Consider the following 19017-nt stretch of genomic DNA (forward strand, 5'->3'; position numbering starts at 1 on the left):
TCTTTCGCTCAGCGGAGGAGGTACGGCATGTTCACGGTGACCGCGCCGGTCGGGCAGCGAGCCGCGCAGGGCCCGCAGTACCAGCATTCGTCGACGTGCATGAAGGCCTTGCCGTTCTCCGGGTTGATGGCCAGCGAATCGAGCGGGCAGATCTCGACGCACAGGGTGCAGCCCTCGATGCACAGCGACTCGTCGATGGTGACGGGTACGTCGGCTCGTTGATTGACCAAGGTCATGAGATGAGCTCCCAGTTCGTGATGTCGGGTCGGCGGACGAGGCTGCTGCGCATGGTGATTCGGTCACCGCGCATGCGGATGTATTCGAGGTCGACGGGACGTCCGTCGACGAGCCGGGTGAGGCGTTCGAGCAACAGGAGCGCCGCACCCTCGGGCGTCTGGAGGTTCGCGGCGGAATGGGCGTCGGCGTTCACGGATTCGATCGCCAGATCGGCGGAGCCGAGGGGCTGACCGCAGACCTCCTCGATCAGCGCGAACACGTCGTTGGTTTCGAGGTCGTGGCCGAGGATCTCGGCTCCGATGTCGGGAACGAGGTACGTGAGGTCCAGGCTGAGCGGCAGGTCGCCGAGATAGCGCACCCGCTCGATGTAGACGGCAGGTTCGCCCGGCTCCAGCTGCAGGCGGCGGGCAACGGCGGGCGGCGGGCTGATCTCCAGGGCGGCGCGGACGTCGTTGCGGACCTCGCCGTGCCCCTTCAGCGTCTCCTTCAACCCGAGCAGGGCGTCGAGACCGTGGTCGTACTTGCGCTGCGCCACGTGCGTTCCCACGCGCGGGACCCGGTCGATGAGCCCCTCCTGCTTCAGCAGCGCCAGCCCGTCGCGTACCGCATTGCGCGACACGCCGAACTCGGCGGCCAACTCCGATTCCGACGGCAATCCGCGCTCGGCGAAGGAGTCCGCGTGGATCTGCTGACGGAGCAGGTCGGCGAATCTGCGCGCATGGTCCGCGCGGGAACTGCGCGACGCCGTCTGGAGGGGAGTCGGATTCACCACCGTGGTTTCCTTCATCGATAGTGTGTGTGAGCTGGACGAAGACAAACGCTAACGGCACTCGGCGGGACACGGAGTCGCCGCGAACAGCCGCTCGGGGCGCCCCCGCGAATCGGCCGGGTCCGCGCCGGGACCGGAACGCCTCACCAGCGGAAACACGGCAACGACCCGGCAATGCGCCAGGCCGGGCCGGGTCGGGAACTTTCAATCAGGGTGATTCGAAGTCGCGACGTCCGCCCGTCGAGCGATCAAGTCTAGGTTAGGCTTACCTTCTTTCTTTGTCCCGAAGGAGTCGTTGCCGTGTTCGCACCCACCGCTAGACGTCAGCTCGCCGTCGCACTCGCCGTGGCCAGTTCGTCCCTATTCCTCGCCGCGTGCTCGTCCGGCGACAGCGGAGGCAGCACGGCAGCGTCCGGTGAGGGGTTCCCCGTCACGATCGAGAACACGTTCGGATCGACCACCCTCGACGCGGCGCCCGAACGCATCGTCACGCTCGGATGGAACGCCCAGGACGTCGTCTACGCGCTCGGCGAGACACCGGTCGGGATGCCGAAGTACACGTACGGCGCCGAGGCGAACGGTGTGATGCCCTGGCTGCAGGACCGATTCGATCCGTTCCGGACCACGTTGCTCGACACGGCCACGTCCACCCCCATCGAGGGCGTCGCCTCGCTGGCGCCCGATGCCGTCCTCGCCCCGTACGAGGGATTCGACCAGGCGACGTACGAGAAGCTGTCGGGGATCGCCCCCACGGTGGCGTACCCGGACAAGGCGTGGCAGACCACGTGGCAGGACCAGACCACGCTGGTCGGACAGGCACTCGGCAAGAGCGCCGAGGCGGAGCAGCTGGTGGCCGGTCTCGACGACACCCTCGCCCAGACCGCCGCCGCACATCCCGAGTTCGCCGGCAAGTCGATCTCGGTGATCAACTTCGACACCGACGCCGCGACGGTCAACGTCTACATGCCCTCCGATCCCCGCGTCCAGGTGCTGACCCAGCTCGGGTTCACCGTGTCACCCGGCGTCCAGAAGCTGGCTGCGGCCAATGATCCGGACAAGTTCTTCGCCGACATCTCCGTGGAGAACATCTCCGATGTGGACGCCGACGTCGTGGTCGCGTTCGTCCCGGAGAACACCACCGTCGCCGCGAACCCGGCGTACGCGAATCTCGGTGCCATCGGGCGTGGAACCGCGGTCGCGCTGTCGGACACGAAGATCATCTCGGGGCTCAGCCAGACCAGCGTCCTCGCGACACCGTGGGTTCTGGACAAGCTGACACCTCAGCTGAGCGAGGCCGCGAAGAAAGCGGGTGCCTGAACTCCCGCCTGACAGGCGGTGTCGGGCGTAGCGTAATCCGAGACACCAATTTCCGCTGTGCCCGCATCAGGAACGCTCGCCGAAAGCAGGTATGCGATGACGCAGATGTCCGAAAGACACACCGCGAAGGTCATCGGCGTCACCGTCGCCGCCGCGGTAGGTGGATTTCTCTTCGGTTTCGACAGCTCGGTCATCAACGGTGCCGTCGACTCCATCCAGGGCCATTTCGAACTCGGGTCGTTCTTCACGGGCTTCGCCGTGGCGATCGCCCTGCTCGGATGTGCTGTGGGCGCATGGTTTGCAGGCCGCCTCGCGGACCGCTGGGGCCGCAAGAAAGTGATGCTGCTCGGTTCGGTGCTGTTCGTCGTGTCCTCGCTCGGAGCGGGTCTCGCGTTCAGCGTCCCCGACCTGATGCTGTGGCGCGTCCTCGGCGGTCTTGGCATCGGTATCGCGTCGGTCATTGCGCCCACGTACATCTCGGAGATCGCGCCGGCCCGCTACCGCGGCGCGTTGGCGTCGCTGCAGCAGTTGGCCATTACTCTCGGCATCTTCGCCGCGCTGCTGTCGGACGCGGTGCTGCAGAACGCCGCGGGCGGCGCCTCCAACGAGTTGTGGCTGAACCTCGAAGCCTGGCGCTGGATGTTCATCGTCGGTGTGGTCCCCGCGGTCGTGTACGGCATTCTCGCCCTGCTCATTCCCGAGTCACCCCGCTACCTGGTCGGCAAGCACCTCGATCAGGAAGCGGCCGACATCCTCGCGAACATCACCGGTGAAGTCGACCCGCACGAGCGCGTCACCGAGATCCGGCTGACCCTCCGCCACGAATCCACGGCGTCGTTCGACGACATTCGCGGCCCGAAGTTCGGGCTGCAGCCAATCGTCTGGGTCGGCATCTTCATGGCCATCTTCCAGCAGTTCGTGGGCATCAACGCAATCTTCTACTACTCCACCACGCTCTGGAAGTCGGTGGGCTTCACCGAGAACGAGTCGTTCACCACGTCGGTGATCACCGCGATCATCAATGTGGGCATGACGTTCGTCGCCATCCTGTTCGTCGACCGGATCGGCAGGCGAATCCTGCTCATGGTCGGCTCGCTCGGCATGTTCGCGAGCCTGCTCATGGCCGCAATCGCCTTCTCCCAGGCGACGGGCAGCGGCGACGACGTCGTGCTCCCCAGCCCGTGGGGGGCGGTCGCGCTGATCGGCGCCAACCTGTTCGTGATCTTCTTCGCCTCCACCTGGGGCCCGGTCATGTGGGTGATGCTGGGTGAGATGTTCCCCAACAACATGCGCGCCTACGCACTCGGCATCAGCACGGCGGCGAACTGGATCGCGAACTTCACGGTCACGCTGTCGTTCCCGCCGCTCACCCGCTCGGTGGGGCTGTGGTTCCTGTACGGGCTGTTCGCGTTCTTCGCATTGCTGTCCTTCTTCTTCGTCCGGTCGAAGGTCCGGGAGACGAAGGGGATGGAACTCGAGGAGATGCACACCTGACCCAGGCACGAACGGATCCGGCCGAATCACAGTGTGATTCGGCCGGATCTCTGTGTGGGGCGCCCGGTACTACTGTCCGCTTTTCTCCGCGCGCTGCGCATCGAGGTCGGCGACGACACCGTTCTGCTGCCCGGGGCGCAGGTTCCCGAGGCCGGCGAACCATCCGGTGATCTGCCGGGCGACGTCCTGCGCGGTGAGGCCCAGTTCGGCGTGGATCTGCGCGCGCGACGCGTGGTCGAGGAACCGTTGCGGAACACCGAGGTCACGACAGGGGACGTCGACCCCGGCCGACCGCAGCGCGGCGGACACGGTGGAACCGACACCGCCGTGCAGCCCACTGTCCTCGACGGTGACGACCATCGTGTAGTCCTCGGCGAGCTTCACCAGCGACTCCGGGACTGGCAGGACCCACCGCGGGTCGATGACGGTCGTCGAGATGCCCTGCTGTTCCAGGCGTTCCGCCGCGGCGAGCGCGAGACCGGCGAACGCGCCGACCGACACGATGAGCACGTCGTTCCGCCCGGAGGGGGCGCGAAGGATGTCGACGACACCGTCCACGCGGCTCAGCGCGGGGACGTCGTCGCAGACCGTGCCCTTCGGGAACCGGAGCGCGGTCGGGCCGTCGTCGACGGCCAGCGCTTCGTCCAGTTCCTCCCGCAGGGTGGCGGTGTCGCGGGGAGCCGCGACCTTCATACCGGGGACGATGCCGAGCAGCGACATGTCCCACATGCCGTTGTGGCTGGCGCCGTCGTTGCCGGTGATACCCGCGCGGTCGAGAACGAGGGTGACGGGAAGCTTCAGCAACGCCACGTCCATCAGCAGCTGATCGAACGCGCGGTTGAGGAACGTCGAATAGACCGCGACCACCGGGTGCAGACCCCCCAGGGCGAGGCCGGCCGCCGACGTCACGGCGTGCTGCTCGGCGATCCCGACGTCGAACATCCGGTCGGGATACTTCTCGCCGAACGCGGCGAGACCGGTCGGGCCCGCCATCGCCGCGGTGATCGCCACGATGTCCTGCCGGTGGCTCGCCTGATCGATCAGCTCGGCCGAGAACACCGACGTCCAGTCGGCGGACGCCGAGCCGGCCGACTTACCCGTGATCGGGTCGATCACGCCGGTCGAGTGCATCTGATCGGCCACGTGGTTCTCGGCGGGCGCGTACCCCATGCCCTTGCGGGTGACGGCGTGGACGATGACCGGGCCACCGAATGCCTTCGCGCGGCGCAGCGCGGATTCGAGCGCGGCCTCGTCGTGTCCGTCGACCGGCCCGAGGTACTTGATGCCGAGGTCCGTGAACATCACCTGCGGGGCCACGGCGTCTTTGAGGCCCGCCTTCATGCCGTGCAGGACCGAGTAGGCGGTACGGCCCACCCACGGAAGTTTCTTCACCATCCGGCGGCCGCTGTCGAGGATGCGCTCGTATCCCGGCTGGAGGCGGAGAGCCGCGAGGTGGTCGGCGAGACCACCGATGGTCGGCGCGTACGAGCGGCCGTTGTCGTTGACGACGATGACCACCGAGCGGTCCTTGCCTGCCGCGATGTTGTTCAGGGCCTCCCAGCACATGCCGCCGGTCAGTGCGCCGTCACCCACGACGGCCACGACGTGGCGGTCCTGACCGGTCAGTTCGAAGGCCTTCGCGAGGCCGTCCGCGTACGACAGCGACGCCGATGCGTGCGAGGACTCGACCCAGTCGTGGTCGCTCTCCGCCCGGCACGGGTATCCGGACAGGCCTCCCTGCTTGCGGAGCGAGTCGAAATCGTCCTTGCGGCCGGTGAGGATCTTGTGGACGTACGCCTGGTGGCCCGTGTCGAAGATGATCGGGTCGGCGGGCGACTCGAAGATGCGGTGCAACGCGAGGGTCAGTTCGACGACGCCCAGGTTGGGGCCGAGATGCCCACCGGTCGCCGCGACCTTCTGCACGAGGAACTCACGAATCTCCGCGGCGAGCTGCTTCATCTCCGCCGAATTCAGCTGACGAAGATCGTCAGGCGTCTGGATACGGGCAAGAACACCCAACGAGATCGCTCCCTCCGTGATGCACGCCGCCTTGCGTGCCTCTGCCGTGGCTTCGTGTCACGTCACAGTGGAACCCAGTCTACGGAGCCGCCGGAGCGCGGGACACACGGTATGGGCCGGTGCGGCCCCGTATCGTGGGCTCGTCCTCGGGCATCCCGGCCACGGCCGTGACCGGCTTCACACAATTGTGCCGCCGGACGGGCCCGTCGGAACACCCGACAGCGTCGTGAACAGCCTCTAGGGTCGACTCATGAGCACCGTCGTGGACGCGCTGATCGGGAAAGTCTTCGCCGCGACCCGGGAGAACCGCAGCGGCGAGCTCGCCGACTACATTCCCGAACTCGCCGCGGTCGCCCCCGACTCGTTCGGAATCTGCATCGCCACCGTGGACGGCTTCGTGTACGAGGTCGGCGACACCCGCCTGCCGTTCACGATCCAGTCCATCTCGAAACCGTTCACGTATGCCCTGGCGCTCGCCGATCGCGGGTCCGGCGCCGTCGCCGAGAAGATCGACGTCGAACCGTCCGGGGAACCGTTCAACGAGATCAGCCTCGACCCCCGGACGGAGCGACCGCGCAATCCCATGATCAACGCCGGGGCGATCACCGCGGCGTCGCTGGTGGCCGGACCGGACCTGGACACCCGGTTCGAACGAATCCGGGCCGCGTACTCCCGCTACGCTGGACGGGACCTGACGTTCAACCGGTCGGTGTACGAGTCCGAGTCACGGACCGGGCACCGCAACCGGGCCATCGGCCACATGCTGCGCTCGTTCGACATCATCACCGGCGACCCCGACGAGGCCGTCGACCTCTACTTCCGCCAGTGCTCCGTCGACGTGACGTGCCGGGACCTGAGCGTGATGGCTGCGACGATGGCGAACAACGGCGTCAACCCCGTCACCCGGGAGACCGTTCTCGACCCGGCCCTCGTCGAGCGGGTTCTGAGCGTGATGTCGACATGCGGCATGTACGACGCCGCGGGCAAGTGGGTGTACGAGGTGGGTTTGCCGGCCAAGAGCGGCGTCGGCGGCGGCATCATCGCGGTCCTGCCGGGGCAGATCGGCATCGCCGTCTACTCGCCGCGCCTCGACGAGCACGGCAACAGCGTGCGCGGGGTGGAGGCGTGCCGGGCCTTGTCGGCCGAGTTGGAGTTGCATTTCCTCCATGTCACCCGTGCCGCCCGTTCGGCGATCCGTGCCAGTTACTCCGTCGTCGACGGTCCGTCGCGGATGCGGCGCACTCCCGCCGAGCGGGCCGCCCTCGACGACGTCGGCAAGCGCAGCAGGATCTACGAGCTGCACGGCGACCTCCTCTTCGCCGGCGCGGAGTCCGCGGTGCGCGAGATCGGGGGGGTCGAGACCGAGCTCGAGGTCGTGGTGATCGACGTCCGGCGGGTCGACGACGTCGGCGGCATCGCGCGCCGCATGCTCGACAGTCTGCGCGACGAACTCACCCGTCGCGGCTGCGCAGTCGCCCTCGTCGATCCGGCGGGGCTGCTGGGCTACACGCGGTCGGATCTCACCGGAACGAGCGGGCGGGTGTTCGCCGACCTCGACGCCGCACTGCAGTGGTCCGAGGACACCCTCCTCGACCTGCACTGCGCCGCCCTCCGCCAGCCGGCATCGATCGACGTCACGCAACATCCGGTGCTGGCCGGACTTCCACCGGAGCAGCTGCGGCGACTCGCCCGCGACCTCGATATCCGCACGTTCACGCGCGACGAGCAGATCATCCACCGGGGCGACCGGGCGTGCGGGCTGTTTCTGATCCTGTCGGGCCGGGTCAGCATGAGAGTCACCGATTCCGGGGGTGCCGTGTACCGGATCATGACGCTGTCGACGGGCATGACCTTCGGCGAGATGACGATGCTGCTCGACTTGCACTTCCTCAACGACGTGTGCGCCGACTCCGACGTCACCGTCGCCGTACTCCCCGCGGAACGGTACGCCGACATGGCTGCCCACGAGCCCGGCCTCAAACTCGCTCTCCTCGAACGGCTTGCTGCCGGTGCCTACGAGCAACTCGACGTGGTGCTCCGGTCGCTGCTGCGGCCCTGATCCAGGACCGCCCACAGGAAATGCGATTGCCCGAATCGGAAAAATCGGACAGGCTTGGGGCTCGGAATCGACGACGCTCGAATCGAAAGCAGGGTGCAATGCTCTCAGCGACAAAGCTGGCCATCGAGACGACGGGACTCGTCAAGACGTTCGGATCCACCCACGCGGTCGACGGCCTGGATCTGGCCGTCCCCCTCGGGGGCGTGTACGGCGTCCTCGGACCGAACGGCGCGGGCAAGACCACCGCGATCCGGATGCTGGCCACGCTCCTGCCCCTCGACGGTGGAACGGCCACCGTGCTGGGGCACGACGTCGCGAGCGAACCGGACGCCGTGCGCAGCAAGGTTTCCCTCACGGGACAGTTCGCCTCGCTCGACGAGGATCTGACGGGCAGCGAGAACCTGCTGCTGCTCGGCCGGCTGTACGGGTACTCCCGCGCGGCGGCCCGCACCCGGTCCGAACAGTTGCTGACCGCGTTCGGGCTCGACGAGGCGGGCAACCGGCAGGTGAAGAACTACTCCGGCGGTATGCGCCGCAGACTCGACATCGCGGCGAGCATCATCGTCACTCCGGAGATGATCTTCCTGGACGAGCCCACGACCGGTCTCGACCCGCGCAGTCGCAATCAGGTGTGGGAGATCGTCCGCGCGCTGGTGGCCGGCGGAACGACGGTGCTGCTGACCACGCAGTACCTCGACGAGGCCGATCAACTCGCCGACCGGGTGGCCGTCATCGACCACGGCAAGGTGATCGCCGAGGGCACCACCGGTGAACTGAAGGCCTCCGTCGGGTCGGGGGCCCTGCACGTGCGGGTCACCGACACCGCAACCCGTCCCGCGGCGGCAGCGCTGCTGAGGAACGTACTCGAGGTGCCGATCGTCGAAGAAGCCGATCCGGCCGCCCTCACCGCCCGTATCGACGACCCGGCCCGGGTCTCGCGGGCGCTGCCCGCACTCGACGACGCCGGAATCGCCGTCAGCACATTCGCATTGGGGCAACCGAGCCTCGACGAAGTCTTTCTCTCCCTCACCGGTCGACCCACCGAGGAGCATGCGTGATGACCTCCACCACCGACCGGACCGCCGACACCGCCACCGCTGTCGCCGACGTCCTGAAGATGCCCGGCCCGAGGCCCGCGAGACCCACCGCGTGGTCCACCTCGCTCTCGTTCGGCTGGCGAGCCCTGCTCAAGATCAAGCACGTGCCCGAGCAACTGTTCGACGTGACGATGTTCCCGATCATGTTCACGTTGATGTTCACGTACCTCTTCGGCGGCGCGCTGGCCGGTTCGACCAGTGCCTACGTGCAATTCCTTCTGCCGGGCATCCTCGTGCAGACGGTCGTCATGATCACCATGTACACCGGGCTGACGCTCAACAAGGACATCGAGAAGGGTGTGTTCGACCGGTTCCGGTCGCTCCCGATCTGGCGTCCGTCCCCACTCGTCGGCGCGCTGCTCGGTGACGTCGTCCGCTACACGATCGCCTCGATCATCGTTCTGATCCTCGGGCTCGTCCTGGGATTCCGTCCGGACGGCGGTCTCGTCGGTGTGGTGGCGTCGATCGGCCTGCTGCTGCTGTTCTCGTTCAGCCTGTCCTGGATCTGGACGATGTTCGCGATGCTCATGCGCACCGAGCAGACGGTCATGGGTGTGTCGATGTTCATCCTGTTTCCGCTGACATTCGCCAGCAACATCTTCGTCGACCCCGCGACCATGCCGGGCTGGCTGCAGGCGTTCGTCGGCGTCAACCCGATCAGCAAGCTGGTGACGTCCATCCGCGGGCTCATGGCCGGGACGGTGGAGATGGCGGATCTCGCCGTCGTGTTCGGGTGGTGCGCCGGGTTCGTCGTGATCTTCGGACCGCTGACGATGCGCCTGTACAACCGTAAGTCGTGACGGTGGCGGCCACCGATCACGCCGAGAGATCGGTGACGGTGCGGGGATCCGGAATCGTGTCGGCGGTTCCGGATCTCGTCCGCGCCACCGTCACCGTGACCGCGACACGTCCCGCGGTGGCCGACGCGTTCGAGGCCGTCGCCCGGTCCACCACCGCCGTCACGGACACCCTGCGCGGGTACGGCGTCTCGGGGCCCGACCTCGCGACCACCGGGCTCTCCGTGCACTCCGAGACCACCTGGACCGAGGGCCGGGGCAGCGAGGTGACCGGCTACACCGCCGCGACGACGCTGCAGATCACCGTCCGCGAGGCCGGGGCGGCCGCATCGTCACCGGCGCAGGTGGTGGCCGCCTGCGTCGGCGCGGGTGGCGACGACATCCGTCTCGGCGGACTCGAATTCGACTTCGCCGATCCTGCCGCGCTGACGGCGACAGCCCGGGACCGGGCCTGGGCCGATGCTCTCGCCAAGGCGGAGCAGTACGCCTCGCTGTCGCGTCGTGTGCTGGGCGAGGTGCTCGACATCGCGGAAGTCGACATCGGTGACGTGTCCCCGCGGCCGGTCGCGAAGGCGTTCGCGGCGGCCGACTCCCCGATCGCCGTCGAACGCGGCGAGAAACCGACGCGGGTCGACGTCCGCGTGCGGTGGCGTCTCGTCTAGGCCCGGGGGGCCCGCTGCTGGACCGACGCGGCGAACGTGTCGTTGAGCTGCGTCAGCGACGTCACCGCCGCGAGCGCCTGTTCCTGGGACCAGCCTTCGAGCATGCCGCGCAGCCGTTCGGCCCGGCGCTCGGTCGTCTCGCGCAGAATGTCCATCCCGTTCGGCGACACCCGAATGCGGGAGGCACGCTTGTCGTCGGGATCGGCGGCGCGCGACACGTATCCCGCGTCGACCAATTCGGAAATCTGCCTGCTCAGCGAGGACTGACTGACGCACAGGTCGGCGGCCAGTTCGTTCTGGCGGCACTCCCCGCGCGCGGCGAGCACGAAGAGCACGCTCGTCAGCGCCGGCGGGATAGGGGTCTCGCCGCTCGCGGAGACCACCGCCCGCAGCGACCGCCCGAGTGCGAACACCGCATCGACGAGCGCTTGCGCAGTATCTGCCTGTACCGACATCCAGTCCCCGTCCCACACACCCACTACTTGCGGGCCGACTATAACGTTTTGTTGCGTTCGGTAACGATGCGCCGCTGTCAGCGCGTCAGCAACGCGATGCACTCCACGTGGTGGGTGAGAGGGAACGCATCGAACGCGCGCAGCTCGTCGACATGATATCCCTGCGCGAGATACAGACCGATGTCGCGAGCGAACGACGCCGGGTCGCATCCCACGTGCACGACCCGTTCGGCGCCCGCGGCGGCGACCGCACCGATCACGTCACGTCCGGCACCCGCACGCGGCGGATCGAGCACCACGACCTGCGGCGGCGAGGCGAGCCCGGAGATGGCGCGCTCTACCCGGTCGGGGTGGAAACGCACCTGCGGCAGGTCGGAGAGTGCCGTCTTCCCGTCCGCGACGGCCTGGCGCGAGGACTCGACGGAATCCACGTGCCCGGACGGCCCGGCGCCGCCGGCGAGGGCGGCGGCGAACACACCCACTCCCCCATACAGGTCCCATGCGGTCTCACCCGCGGACATCCCGGCCCATTCGGAGACCACGGCCGAATACGTTTCCGCGGCCCCGCGATGCGCCTGCCAGAACCCGGTGGCGGCCAGCGCCCATTCCCGGTCGCGCACCCGCTCCACCGGGCGACCCGATCCGACGACCACCCGCTCGGCGCGCGGCGCACCGCTGGCGGCGCGGCGTGCCATGGCACCGCGGCGCCCTCGACTCGTACGGCCGGTCCGCGACACCTTCGGCGGAGCGATCTCGACCACGTGCCGCTCCCCCGCGCCGTCGAGAACGATTTGCACCTCGCTGCCGGGCTTCCAATCGTGTTCGCTCACACCGTCGTAGGCGGCCGACTCGATCTGCGGGCACGCCAGATCCGTGACGATCCCGGAACTGCGGTGCCGGTGATAGCCGGGGCGGCCGTCCGGGTCGACGGCGAGCCGCACCCGCGTGCGCCAGCCGGTGCCGTCTCCGGTGCCGGGCAGTTCCTCGACGTCCACGTCCCGCTGCACCCGCGCGAGCCGCGCCAACTGCTCGGCCACGACCTGCGCCTTCATGTCCCGCTGCACGTGCAGGCTCGCGTGCGAGAAGTCGCAACACCCCGCGCCGCCCGGACCCGACACCGGGCACACCGGGGTGACCCGTTCCGGGGACGCGTCGAGGATCTCGATCGCGTCGGCCCGGCAGTAGGACCCGCCGCGGTCCTCGGTGACGAGGGCGATCACCCGCTCGCCGGGCAGTCCGTGCCGGACGAAGACCACGCGGCCCTCATGGCGGGCGACGACGAAACCGCCGTGCCCGGGATTTCCCAGCCGCAGTTCGAGGCGGCGGTCCGACCAGTTCTCACTCAACGCTTCTCGCCCGTCACTTGTCGTCGGGTTCGTAGCCGCGGCGTGACGCCCCGGCCGTGTATTCGATGTTCAGTGTCTTCGCCTTCTCGGACGAGTTCAGTTGCCACGGAACGCTGGTGACCATCACACCCGGCTGGAACAGCAGGCGGCTCTTGAGCCGCAGCGCACTCTGGTTGTGCAGGATCTGCTCCCACCAGTGCCCCACCACGTACTCCGGGATGAACACGGTGACGACGTCCCGCGGCGAGTCCTTCCGGACGCGCCGCACGTAGTCGAGCACGGGTTTGGTGATCTCGCGGTACGGCGACTCGATCACCTTGAGCGGCACCGCGATGTCGGTCTTCTCCCACTGGCGCACGAGCGCCCGGGTGTCGGGTTCGTCGACGTTCACCGTGATCGCCTCGAGGGTGTCCGGCCGTGTGGCCCGGGCATAGGCGAGCGCGCGCATCGTCGGCATGTGCAGCTTGGAGACGAGGACGATGGAGTGAGTCCGGCTGGGCAGCACCCCGTCCCATTCCTGTTCCTCGAGCTCCCGCGCGACGCTGTCATAGTGCTTCCGGATCATCTTCATCACCACGAAGATGGCGACCATGGCCACGATCGCGATCCAGGCGCCTGCCGCGAACTTCGTGATGAGCACGATGATCAGGACGGCGCCGGTCATGGCGAGGCCGATGGAGTTGATCACCCGGGAGCGGTGCATCCGCCGGCGCTGAGCCGGGTCGTTCTCGGTCTTCAGGTGCCGGGTCCAGTGCCGGATCATGCCCGTCTGGCTCAGCACGAACGAGACGAACACGCCGACGATGTACAGCTGGATCAGCTTGGTCACCTCGGCGCCGAACAGGACGACGAACGCGATCGCCGCCCCGGACAGGAACAGGATGCCGTTGCTGAACGCCAGGCGGTCGCCGCGGGTGTGCAACTGCCGGGGCAGGTAGCGGTCCTGCGCGAGGATCGAGCCGAGCACGGGGAACCCGTTGAAGGCCGTGTTGGCGGCGAGCACGAGGATCAGGGCCGTCACGATCGCGATGAAATAGAAGCCGATGGGGAAACCACCGAACACCGTCTCCGCGATCTGCGCGATCAGAGTCTTCTGGTGATACCCGGCGGGGGCGCCGATCAGCTGGTCGGCCGGGCTGTGCGCGTACACGATCCCGATCTTCTGGGCCAGGATGATGATGCCCATCAGCAGCACGATGGCAATCGATCCCAGCAGCAGCAGCGTGGTGGCCGCGTTGCGGGACTTGGGCTTCTGGAAGGCGGGAACACCGTTACTGATCGCCTCCACACCGGTCAGTGCCGCACAGCCGGAGGAGAAGGCCCGCGCGATCAGGAACGCGAACGCGATCCCGTACAGGTGGGAGTCCTCGGCCTCGAGTTCGAATCCGGACGATTCGGCGCGCAGGTCGTCACCGAGGACGAAGATCTGGAAGAACCCCCACAGCAGCATCAGGGCCATGCCGGCGATGAACGCATATGTCGGGATCGCGAAGGCGGCACCGGATTCACGGATGCCACGCAGGTTGATGGCAGTCAGCAGCACGATGGCCGCGACCGCGAACAGCACCTTGTGCTGGGCCACGAACGGCACCGCCGAACCGATGTTGGACGCGGCCGACGAGATGGAGACCGCGACCGTGAGGACGTAGTCCACCAGCAGGGCGCTGCCCACGGTCAGACCCGCGTTGGGACCGAGATTGACGGTCGCGACCTCGTAGTCGCCGCCGCCCGACGGATAGGCGTGCACGTTCTGCCGGTAACTGGCGACCACCACCGCCATCACCGCGGCGACGGCAAGTCCGATCCAGGGGGTGTAGGCGTAGGCGGAGATGCCCGCCACCGACAGCACCAGGAAGATTTCCTCGGGGGCGTAGGCCACCGACGACATCGCATCGGAGGCGAAGACCGGGAGGGCGATCCTCTTGGGAAGCAGCGTGTGCCCGAGCTTGTCGCTCCGGAAGGGTCTGCCTAGCAGTAGCCGCTTTGTGGCGGTCGAGAGCTTTGACACTGCCAAAGCGTAAGCCGTCCGCAGAAAACCTGGACCCTCACCCACCAATGTGTCCGGATTGCGATCTCTGTCTCGGTTGCTCTTCCGCCTGGGCACTGTACGGTTCGATTCGGTACGCACGTACTCGAGACGTGACGCCAGAGCCCATGAACGGAGTACAAGGTGTATGTGGTCATCATGGGATGCGGCCGGGTCGGCTCATCCCTCGCTGGCTCGCTGACCCGGATCGGCCACGAGGTCGCGGTCATCGATCGCGACCCTGCCGCATTCCTACGTCTCGAACCCGACTTCCCCGGACGCACCGTCGTCGGCATGGGATTCGACCGTGACGTGCTGGTCAAGTCCGGTATCGAGCGTGCAGAGGCATTCGCCGCCGTGTCGTCCGGAGACAACTCCAACATCATTTCCGCACGCGTGGCCCGGGAGACTTTCGGCGTGGAGCGCGTCGTCGCCCGGATCTACGACGCCAAGCGTGCCGCCGTGTACGAGCGGCTCGGGATCCCCACCGTCGCCACCGTCCCGTGGTCGACGGACCGCTTCCTGCACACCCTCACCCGCGACAGCCAGACCGCCAAGTGGCGCGATCCCTCCGGGACCGTCGCGGTCACCGAGTTGTCCCTGCACGAGGATTGGATCGGCAGGCCCGTCGCCGAACTCGAGGCGGCGACGAATTCGCGTGTCGCGTTCATCATCCGCTTCGGCACCGGCGTCCTTCCCGACCGCAAGACGGTCTTCCAGGCCGACGACCAGGTGTACATCGCGGCCGTGTCGGGAACGGTGGCCGAGGCCGTCGCGCTCGCGGGCAATCCCCCGCCTTCGGACGACTGAGACGGCAGTGAGAATGTTCACGATCGACCACCCGAACGGAAGCAATCGATGAGAGTCGCAATCGCAGGAGCCGGCGCAGTCGGACGCTCGATCGCCCGCGAACTGGTCCGCAGCGAACACGACGTCATGCTGATCGAACGCAAGCTCGAGCACGTCGAGCAGGAGTCGGTGCCCGAGGCGACCTGGGTCCACGCCGACGCGTGCGAGCTGAGCAGCCTCGAAACGGCGTCCCTCGAAACCTACGAGGTGGTGATCGCGGCCACCGGTGACGACAAGGCCAACCTGGTCCTCAGCCTCCTCGCGAAGACCGAGTTCGGGGTCAGCCGAGTGGTGGCCCGCGTCAACGATCCCCGCAACGAGTGGTTGTTCGACGAGTCCTGGGGAGTCGACGTCGCCGTCTCCACCCCCCGGATGCTCGCCTCGCTGGTGGAGGAGGCGGTGTCGGTCGGCGATCTCGTGCGGCTGATGACGCTGCGCCAGGGGCAGGCCAACCTCGTCGAGGTCACGCTGCCCGACAACACCCCGCTCGCCGGGAAACCCGTCCGCAAGCTGCAATTGCCCCGCGACGCCGCCCTGGTCACCATCCTCCGCGGCGGACGGGTCATCGTGCCGCAGCAGGACGATCCGCTCGAGGGCGGCGACGAACTGCTGTTCGTCGCGTCCGTGGACGTCGAGGACGACCTTCGAGCGGCCGTCGGGCTCTCCTGACCCAGCGGGGACCGATCGACACCCGGGAGGATCCGTTGAGTACCACCGAAACACCCGAGAGCACAGTCGTCACCGACAGCCCGCAGCAGAGCCGGTACGAGATCCACGCCGACGGTGAACTCGCGGGAATCGAGCAATACGAAGTCGACGGGGACGTACGCGTTTTCGTTCACACCGAGATCTATCCGCGGTACGAGGGACTCGGACTCGCCCGGACGCTCGTCGGTGCGGCTCTGGACGATCTGCGCCGCCGTGGACTGCGGGTGCACCCGGTGTGCCCGTACGTCGTGAACTTCGTGTCGAAGCATCCGGAGTACCAGGACCTCGTGGCCTGATCGATTCGGCGACTTCGTCTCCGGCACAACCGGTCAGCGCCCCCGCGGCCCCTACGAGGGGCGCCGTGCTCAGGCGCGGCCGGGCTCGTCCCGGGGGCCGCCTGCTTCCGTGTCGTCCGTCGGTTCGCCGGCCTCGTCGGAGGGTCCCGGTTCGACGATCCGGTCAGCCCGGCGCACAGCCCAGATCGTCACCAGGAGCGCCAATCCCGCCAACGGCCAGCCCATCGCGATGCGCGCGAACGCGAGCCACCCGGTCTGGTCCGAATCGTAAAGTTGCGACTGCACGAGGTAGCGGGCCGCGAACACCAGCGCCCAGGCGCCAGTGGCCACGTCGTAGGCCCGTACCGCGCCACGATGGCGCCGCCAGAGGTTGCCGTGGCCGTTGAGGAATCCCCAGATCAGGCCGACGAGCGGCCAGCGCACCAGAATCGAGAGCAGGAACACCGCTCCGTACGCGAGGCTCGTGTAGATCCCGAACAGGAAGTATCCCTTGGCATCGCCCGTGCGGTAGGCGATGAACGCGGAGATGCCGACGCCGAAGAACCCGGACACCGCGGGCTGGATGGGGCTGTGGCGGACGAGGCGCCAGACGAGAATGGCGACGGCGACACCGAGGGCCGCCCAGATCGCCGGACCCAGGCCCCACACACCGTTGACCGGAACGAAGACCAGGATGGGCAGGGTCGAATAGATCAGCCCGCTGATCCCACCGAGCTGTTCGAGTATGGATTGCTGCTTCGTTTCGGTCACTCAACGAGAGTGCCACATGGGGCGGCCCCTATGATTCGCCGCGCAACTCGTAATACGGGTTGAAGATCACCTTCTGGCCGTCGCGTTCGCCGACACGTCCACGAACCAGCAGAGTCTTGCCCGGCTCGATACCCGGAATCCTCCGCCGGCCGATCCACACCAACTTGATCTGTTCCGTGCCGTCGAAGAATTCGGCTTCGATGCTGGCGTTCCCGGACTTCGGACAGGCTTCGACACTACGGAGCCGTCCCAGCATGGTGACCTCTTCGCCGCGGCTGCAGTCGCAGGCACGTTGTGCGCCGGACGCCTGAGACGTCTCGGCCATTTCCTCGGCGTCCAGCTGCTCGAGGTCCTCGGTGAGCCTGCGAGTCAGCCGACGAAAATATCCTGCCGTGGCGGGTGCCATTGCGCGCTCCTGGAGCATGTGCGACGCGAGATCTTCGCGCCGCTCGTAGGGCTGTGTATTCGCCACTGTAGACCCATTGGTTCCCGGCAACCACACCACCGGAGGCGCACCGTGAGGGACGAGGCAGGATCGTCACATGCCCTCTGATGACCGGCCGTCCGTGGCCGTTGTGCTCCCGGGTACGGGATCCGACGCGGACTTCGTGGCCCGCGCCTTCACCGAGCCCCTGACCTGCCGTGGAGTGCGCACGGCCGCAGTCGAACCCGACCCCCGGCGAGTCGTCGGAAGCTACGTCGACGCGCTCGACGCCGCGGCCGCGCGACATGGGCGCATCCTCGTCGGAGGGGTCTCCATCGGGGCCGCCGTGGCACTGCAGTGGGCAGGATCACACCCGGATCGCGTCGCGGGCGTCCTCGCGGCACTGCCCGCGTGGACCGGGACCGCCGCGGACGCTCCCGCCGCCGCCAGCGCCCGGTTCACCGCGGCCCGGCTGCGGGCGGACGGCCTCGAACAGGTCACTGCCGAGATGATCGCCTCCAGCCCGCCCTGGCTGGGCCGGGAACTGGCGAAATCGTGGCGATCGCAGTGGCCGCACCTTCCCGCCGCACTGGACGAGGCGTCCCAGTACCACGCCCCCGGTGTCGGCGACCTCGAGCGCATCACGGTGCCGGTGGGGATCGCCGCCGCCACCGACGACGCCGTGCATCCCCTCGAGGTCGCCCGCGAGTGGTCCGAACGACTACCGCACGCGGGCCTCGTCACGATGTCGCTGGACGAGATCGGCGCCGACCCGGCGATTCTCGGCTACGCCAGCCTCGATGCACTCGACTCGGTCCTGCACAGGACCTGAGCGTCGAATCTCCGGCACCGGGATCAGCGACCGAGTTGCTGCATCGCCGAACCCGATTCGCCGCGACGCTGCTGCGGCTGCGGCGGTGCCTCCGCGGGGGGCGCCTGCTGCTCGCCCTCCGGACCCGCCGGAGCCGGCTGCGGCGCGGGCTGCTGCGGAGCGGCACCCTGCTGCTGCGCCAGCTGCTGCTGGTGAGCGGCGGCCAGCTGCTGGGCGAGGGCCTCGGGCAGGACCACCGGCAGCGGCGTCCGCACCGGGTTCGGCTCGTTGCCCCGCTTCACGACGGTGTCGCGCAGGATCGCCCTGGCGGTCGCGACGAGCTCCGAGTCGGCCGTGTTGCCACCGCTCGGTCCCGCGACCACGCAGCGCACCATCCACCGGTAGCCATCGACGCCGATGAAGCGCAGGTCGGCGTTCGGGGTGACGGCGAAGACCTCGCGTCCCCACGGTCCGCTCTCGACGCTCACCGTCGCGTTGTCGTTGCGCAGCGATTCTGCGAGGTCGCCCGCGACTTCCCGCCACTGGCCCGGAGACTTCGGGGCGGCGTACGCGGCCACCGTGATGCGCCCGTGCTGGGTGACGAGATGCACGGCCTGCGGCGACCCGTCAGGCGCCATCTCGACCTGCAACTGGGCGCCCTGCGGCATCGGGACGAGTACGGAACCGAGGTCGAGGCGGGTTCCCACCTCACCGACGGTGAGGTCGGCGCCCGACTCGAGGTCGTCGGCGTCGTACGGACCGCCGTCCACCTCGGTCACGGCGTCGTAGTCGTCCTCGTAGTCCGCCTCGGCGTCGCCGGCCTCGGCGTCCGTCTCGGCGTCCTCGAAGAAACCGGGCCGGTCGTCCTCGGCTTCCTTCTTCTTACGACGTCCGAACATGA

General features: G+C 68.0%; 19 protein-coding genes. 10 read left to right on the top strand and 9 right to left on the bottom strand.

The genetic code is table 11. The features are described from left to right. Positions 1-8: 8 nt before the first annotated feature. Both GO592_RS15605 and GO592_RS15610 read right to left on the bottom strand, forming a co-directional pair. Positions 9-236: a 4Fe-4S dicluster domain-containing protein gene (locus GO592_RS15605; protein WP_005240903.1), complete on the bottom strand. Its 228-nt coding sequence runs from the start codon at positions 234-236 to the stop codon at positions 9-11. Further along, positions 233-1024 (bottom strand): GntR family transcriptional regulator, encoded by a 792-nt coding sequence (locus GO592_RS15610; protein ID WP_050998576.1) that lies wholly within the window; start codon positions 1022-1024, stop codon positions 233-235. The genes GO592_RS15605 and GO592_RS15610 overlap by 4 nt, the downstream gene beginning before the upstream one ends. A gap of 282 nt (positions 1025-1306) precedes the next feature. On the opposite strand from GO592_RS15610, the gene GO592_RS15615 reads away from it, so the two are divergent. Beyond that, positions 1307-2323 (top strand): iron-siderophore ABC transporter substrate-binding protein, encoded by a 1017-nt coding sequence (locus tag GO592_RS15615; RefSeq protein WP_007296320.1) that lies wholly within the window; start codon positions 1307-1309, stop codon positions 2321-2323. A gap of 96 nt (positions 2324-2419) precedes the next feature. Then, positions 2420-3817, top strand: a complete 1398-nt coding sequence (locus tag GO592_RS15620) for a sugar porter family MFS transporter (protein ID WP_007296321.1) — start codon at positions 2420-2422, stop codon at positions 3815-3817. Between the two features lie 69 nt (positions 3818-3886). Here the strand turns inward: GO592_RS15620 and dxs are convergent, their stop codons facing one another. Further along, entirely contained in the window at positions 3887-5836 is a 1950-nt protein-coding gene (gene dxs, locus GO592_RS15625) for a 1-deoxy-D-xylulose-5-phosphate synthase (protein WP_039950694.1), read from the bottom strand. Between the two features lie 250 nt (positions 5837-6086). Here dxs and glsA point away from each other — a divergent pair, with 250 nt between their 5' ends. From glsA to GO592_RS15645, 4 genes are all read left to right on the top strand, one after another. After that, positions 6087-7895: a glutaminase A gene (glsA, locus tag GO592_RS15630; protein ID WP_005573447.1), complete on the top strand. Its 1809-nt coding sequence runs from the start codon at positions 6087-6089 to the stop codon at positions 7893-7895. A 98-nt stretch (positions 7896-7993) separates the two neighbouring features. Then, a complete protein-coding gene (locus GO592_RS15635; protein ID WP_007296323.1) occupies positions 7994-8953 on the top strand; it encodes a daunorubicin resistance protein DrrA family ABC transporter ATP-binding protein in 960 nt (319 codons plus the stop codon). Next, entirely contained in the window at positions 8953-9792 is an 840-nt protein-coding gene (locus GO592_RS15640; protein WP_007296324.1) for an ABC transporter permease, read from the top strand. Before GO592_RS15635 ends, GO592_RS15640 begins: the two co-directional genes overlap by 1 nt. Further along, positions 9789-10451 (top strand): SIMPL domain-containing protein, encoded by a 663-nt coding sequence (locus GO592_RS15645; RefSeq protein WP_007296325.1) that lies wholly within the window; start codon positions 9789-9791, stop codon positions 10449-10451. The genes GO592_RS15640 and GO592_RS15645 overlap by 4 nt, the downstream gene beginning before the upstream one ends. Here the strand turns inward: GO592_RS15645 and GO592_RS15650 are convergent. The 3 genes from GO592_RS15650 to GO592_RS15660 all read right to left on the bottom strand — a co-directional run bounded on the left by GO592_RS15650 (position 10448) and on the right by GO592_RS15660 (position 14260). Next, a complete protein-coding gene (locus GO592_RS15650) occupies positions 10448-10906 on the bottom strand; it encodes a MarR family winged helix-turn-helix transcriptional regulator (protein ID WP_039950736.1) in 459 nt (152 codons plus the stop codon). The two genes, GO592_RS15645 and GO592_RS15650, sit on opposite strands and share 4 nt — an antisense overlap. A gap of 77 nt (positions 10907-10983) precedes the next feature. Beyond that, positions 10984-12252 carry a class I SAM-dependent RNA methyltransferase gene (locus GO592_RS15655; protein ID WP_007296327.1) on the bottom strand — a complete coding sequence of 423 codons (1269 nt, stop codon included), beginning with the start codon at positions 12250-12252 and terminating at the stop codon, positions 10984-10986. Positions 12253-12265: 13 nt separating this feature from the next. Then, entirely contained in the window at positions 12266-14260 is a 1995-nt protein-coding gene (locus tag GO592_RS15660) for an APC family permease (RefSeq protein WP_005263969.1), read from the bottom strand. Positions 14261-14422: 162 nt separating this feature from the next. Here GO592_RS15660 and GO592_RS15665 point away from each other — a divergent pair, with 162 nt between their 5' ends. Genes GO592_RS15665 through GO592_RS15675 form a run of 3 tightly spaced genes read left to right on the top strand, consistent with a single transcriptional unit; the run spans position 14423 to position 16131 of the window. Further along, positions 14423-15088 carry a potassium channel family protein gene (locus GO592_RS15665; RefSeq protein WP_005263967.1) on the top strand — a complete coding sequence of 222 codons (666 nt, stop codon included), beginning with the start codon at positions 14423-14425 and terminating at the stop codon, positions 15086-15088. Positions 15089-15136: 48 nt separating this feature from the next. Beyond that, a complete protein-coding gene (locus GO592_RS15670; protein ID WP_005240868.1) occupies positions 15137-15796 on the top strand; it encodes a potassium channel family protein in 660 nt (219 codons plus the stop codon). Positions 15797-15831: 35 nt separating this feature from the next. After that, complete coding sequence (locus GO592_RS15675) at positions 15832-16131, top strand: GNAT family N-acetyltransferase (protein ID WP_007296328.1); 300 nt, start codon at positions 15832-15834, stop codon at positions 16129-16131. A 69-nt stretch (positions 16132-16200) separates the two neighbouring features. Here GO592_RS15675 and GO592_RS15680 read toward each other — a convergent pair whose 3' ends face one another. Together GO592_RS15680 and GO592_RS15685 are read right to left on the bottom strand one after the other, a co-directional pair. Then, entirely contained in the window at positions 16201-16881 is a 681-nt protein-coding gene (locus GO592_RS15680) for a DUF3159 domain-containing protein (RefSeq protein WP_007296329.1), read from the bottom strand. A 28-nt stretch (positions 16882-16909) separates the two neighbouring features. Beyond that, positions 16910-17287 carry an OB-fold nucleic acid binding domain-containing protein gene (locus GO592_RS15685; protein WP_005240856.1) on the bottom strand — a complete coding sequence of 126 codons (378 nt, stop codon included), beginning with the start codon at positions 17285-17287 and terminating at the stop codon, positions 16910-16912. Between the two features lie 136 nt (positions 17288-17423). Here GO592_RS15685 and GO592_RS15690 point away from each other — a divergent pair, with 136 nt between their 5' ends. Next, positions 17424-18137 carry an alpha/beta fold hydrolase gene (locus GO592_RS15690; protein ID WP_007296330.1) on the top strand — a complete coding sequence of 238 codons (714 nt, stop codon included), beginning with the start codon at positions 17424-17426 and terminating at the stop codon, positions 18135-18137. Between the two features lie 23 nt (positions 18138-18160). Here GO592_RS15690 and GO592_RS15695 read toward each other — a convergent pair whose 3' ends face one another. Next, complete coding sequence (locus GO592_RS15695) at positions 18161-19015, bottom strand: DUF3710 domain-containing protein (RefSeq protein ID WP_007296331.1); 855 nt, start codon at positions 19013-19015, stop codon at positions 18161-18163. Between the last annotated feature and the right edge of the window lie 2 nt (positions 19016-19017).

The sequence above is a fragment of the Rhodococcus sp. 21391 genome (assembly GCF_016772255.1).
GTDB classification, from domain to species: Bacteria; Actinomycetota; Actinomycetes; order Mycobacteriales; family Mycobacteriaceae; genus Rhodococcus_F; species Rhodococcus_F opacus.

Coding starts and splice junctions, on each gene's coding strand:
- GO592_RS15685 (WP_005240856.1), bottom strand. CDS start 17,287: ATGGCACCCGCCACGGCAGGATATTTTCGTCGGCTGACTCGCAGGCTC.
- GO592_RS15670 (WP_005240868.1), top strand. CDS start 15,137: ATGAGAGTCGCAATCGCAGGAGCCGGCGCAGTCGGACGCTCGATCGCC.
- glsA (WP_005573447.1), top strand. CDS start 6,087: ATGAGCACCGTCGTGGACGCGCTGATCGGGAAAGTCTTCGCCGCGACC.
- GO592_RS15610 (WP_050998576.1), bottom strand. CDS start 1,024: ATGAAGGAAACCACGGTGGTGAATCCGACTCCCCTCCAGACGGCGTCG.
- GO592_RS15690 (WP_007296330.1), top strand. CDS start 17,424: ATGCCCTCTGATGACCGGCCGTCCGTGGCCGTTGTGCTCCCGGGTACG.
- GO592_RS15640 (WP_007296324.1), top strand. CDS start 8,953: ATGACCTCCACCACCGACCGGACCGCCGACACCGCCACCGCTGTCGCC.
- GO592_RS15620 (WP_007296321.1), top strand. CDS start 2,420: ATGACGCAGATGTCCGAAAGACACACCGCGAAGGTCATCGGCGTCACC.
- GO592_RS15635 (WP_007296323.1), top strand. CDS start 7,994: ATGCTCTCAGCGACAAAGCTGGCCATCGAGACGACGGGACTCGTCAAG.
- GO592_RS15650 (WP_039950736.1), bottom strand. CDS start 10,906: ATGTCGGTACAGGCAGATACTGCGCAAGCGCTCGTCGATGCGGTGTTC.
- GO592_RS15695 (WP_007296331.1), bottom strand. CDS start 19,015: ATGTTCGGACGTCGTAAGAAGAAGGAAGCCGAGGACGACCGGCCCGGT.
- GO592_RS15605 (WP_005240903.1), bottom strand. CDS start 236: ATGACCTTGGTCAATCAACGAGCCGACGTACCCGTCACCATCGACGAG.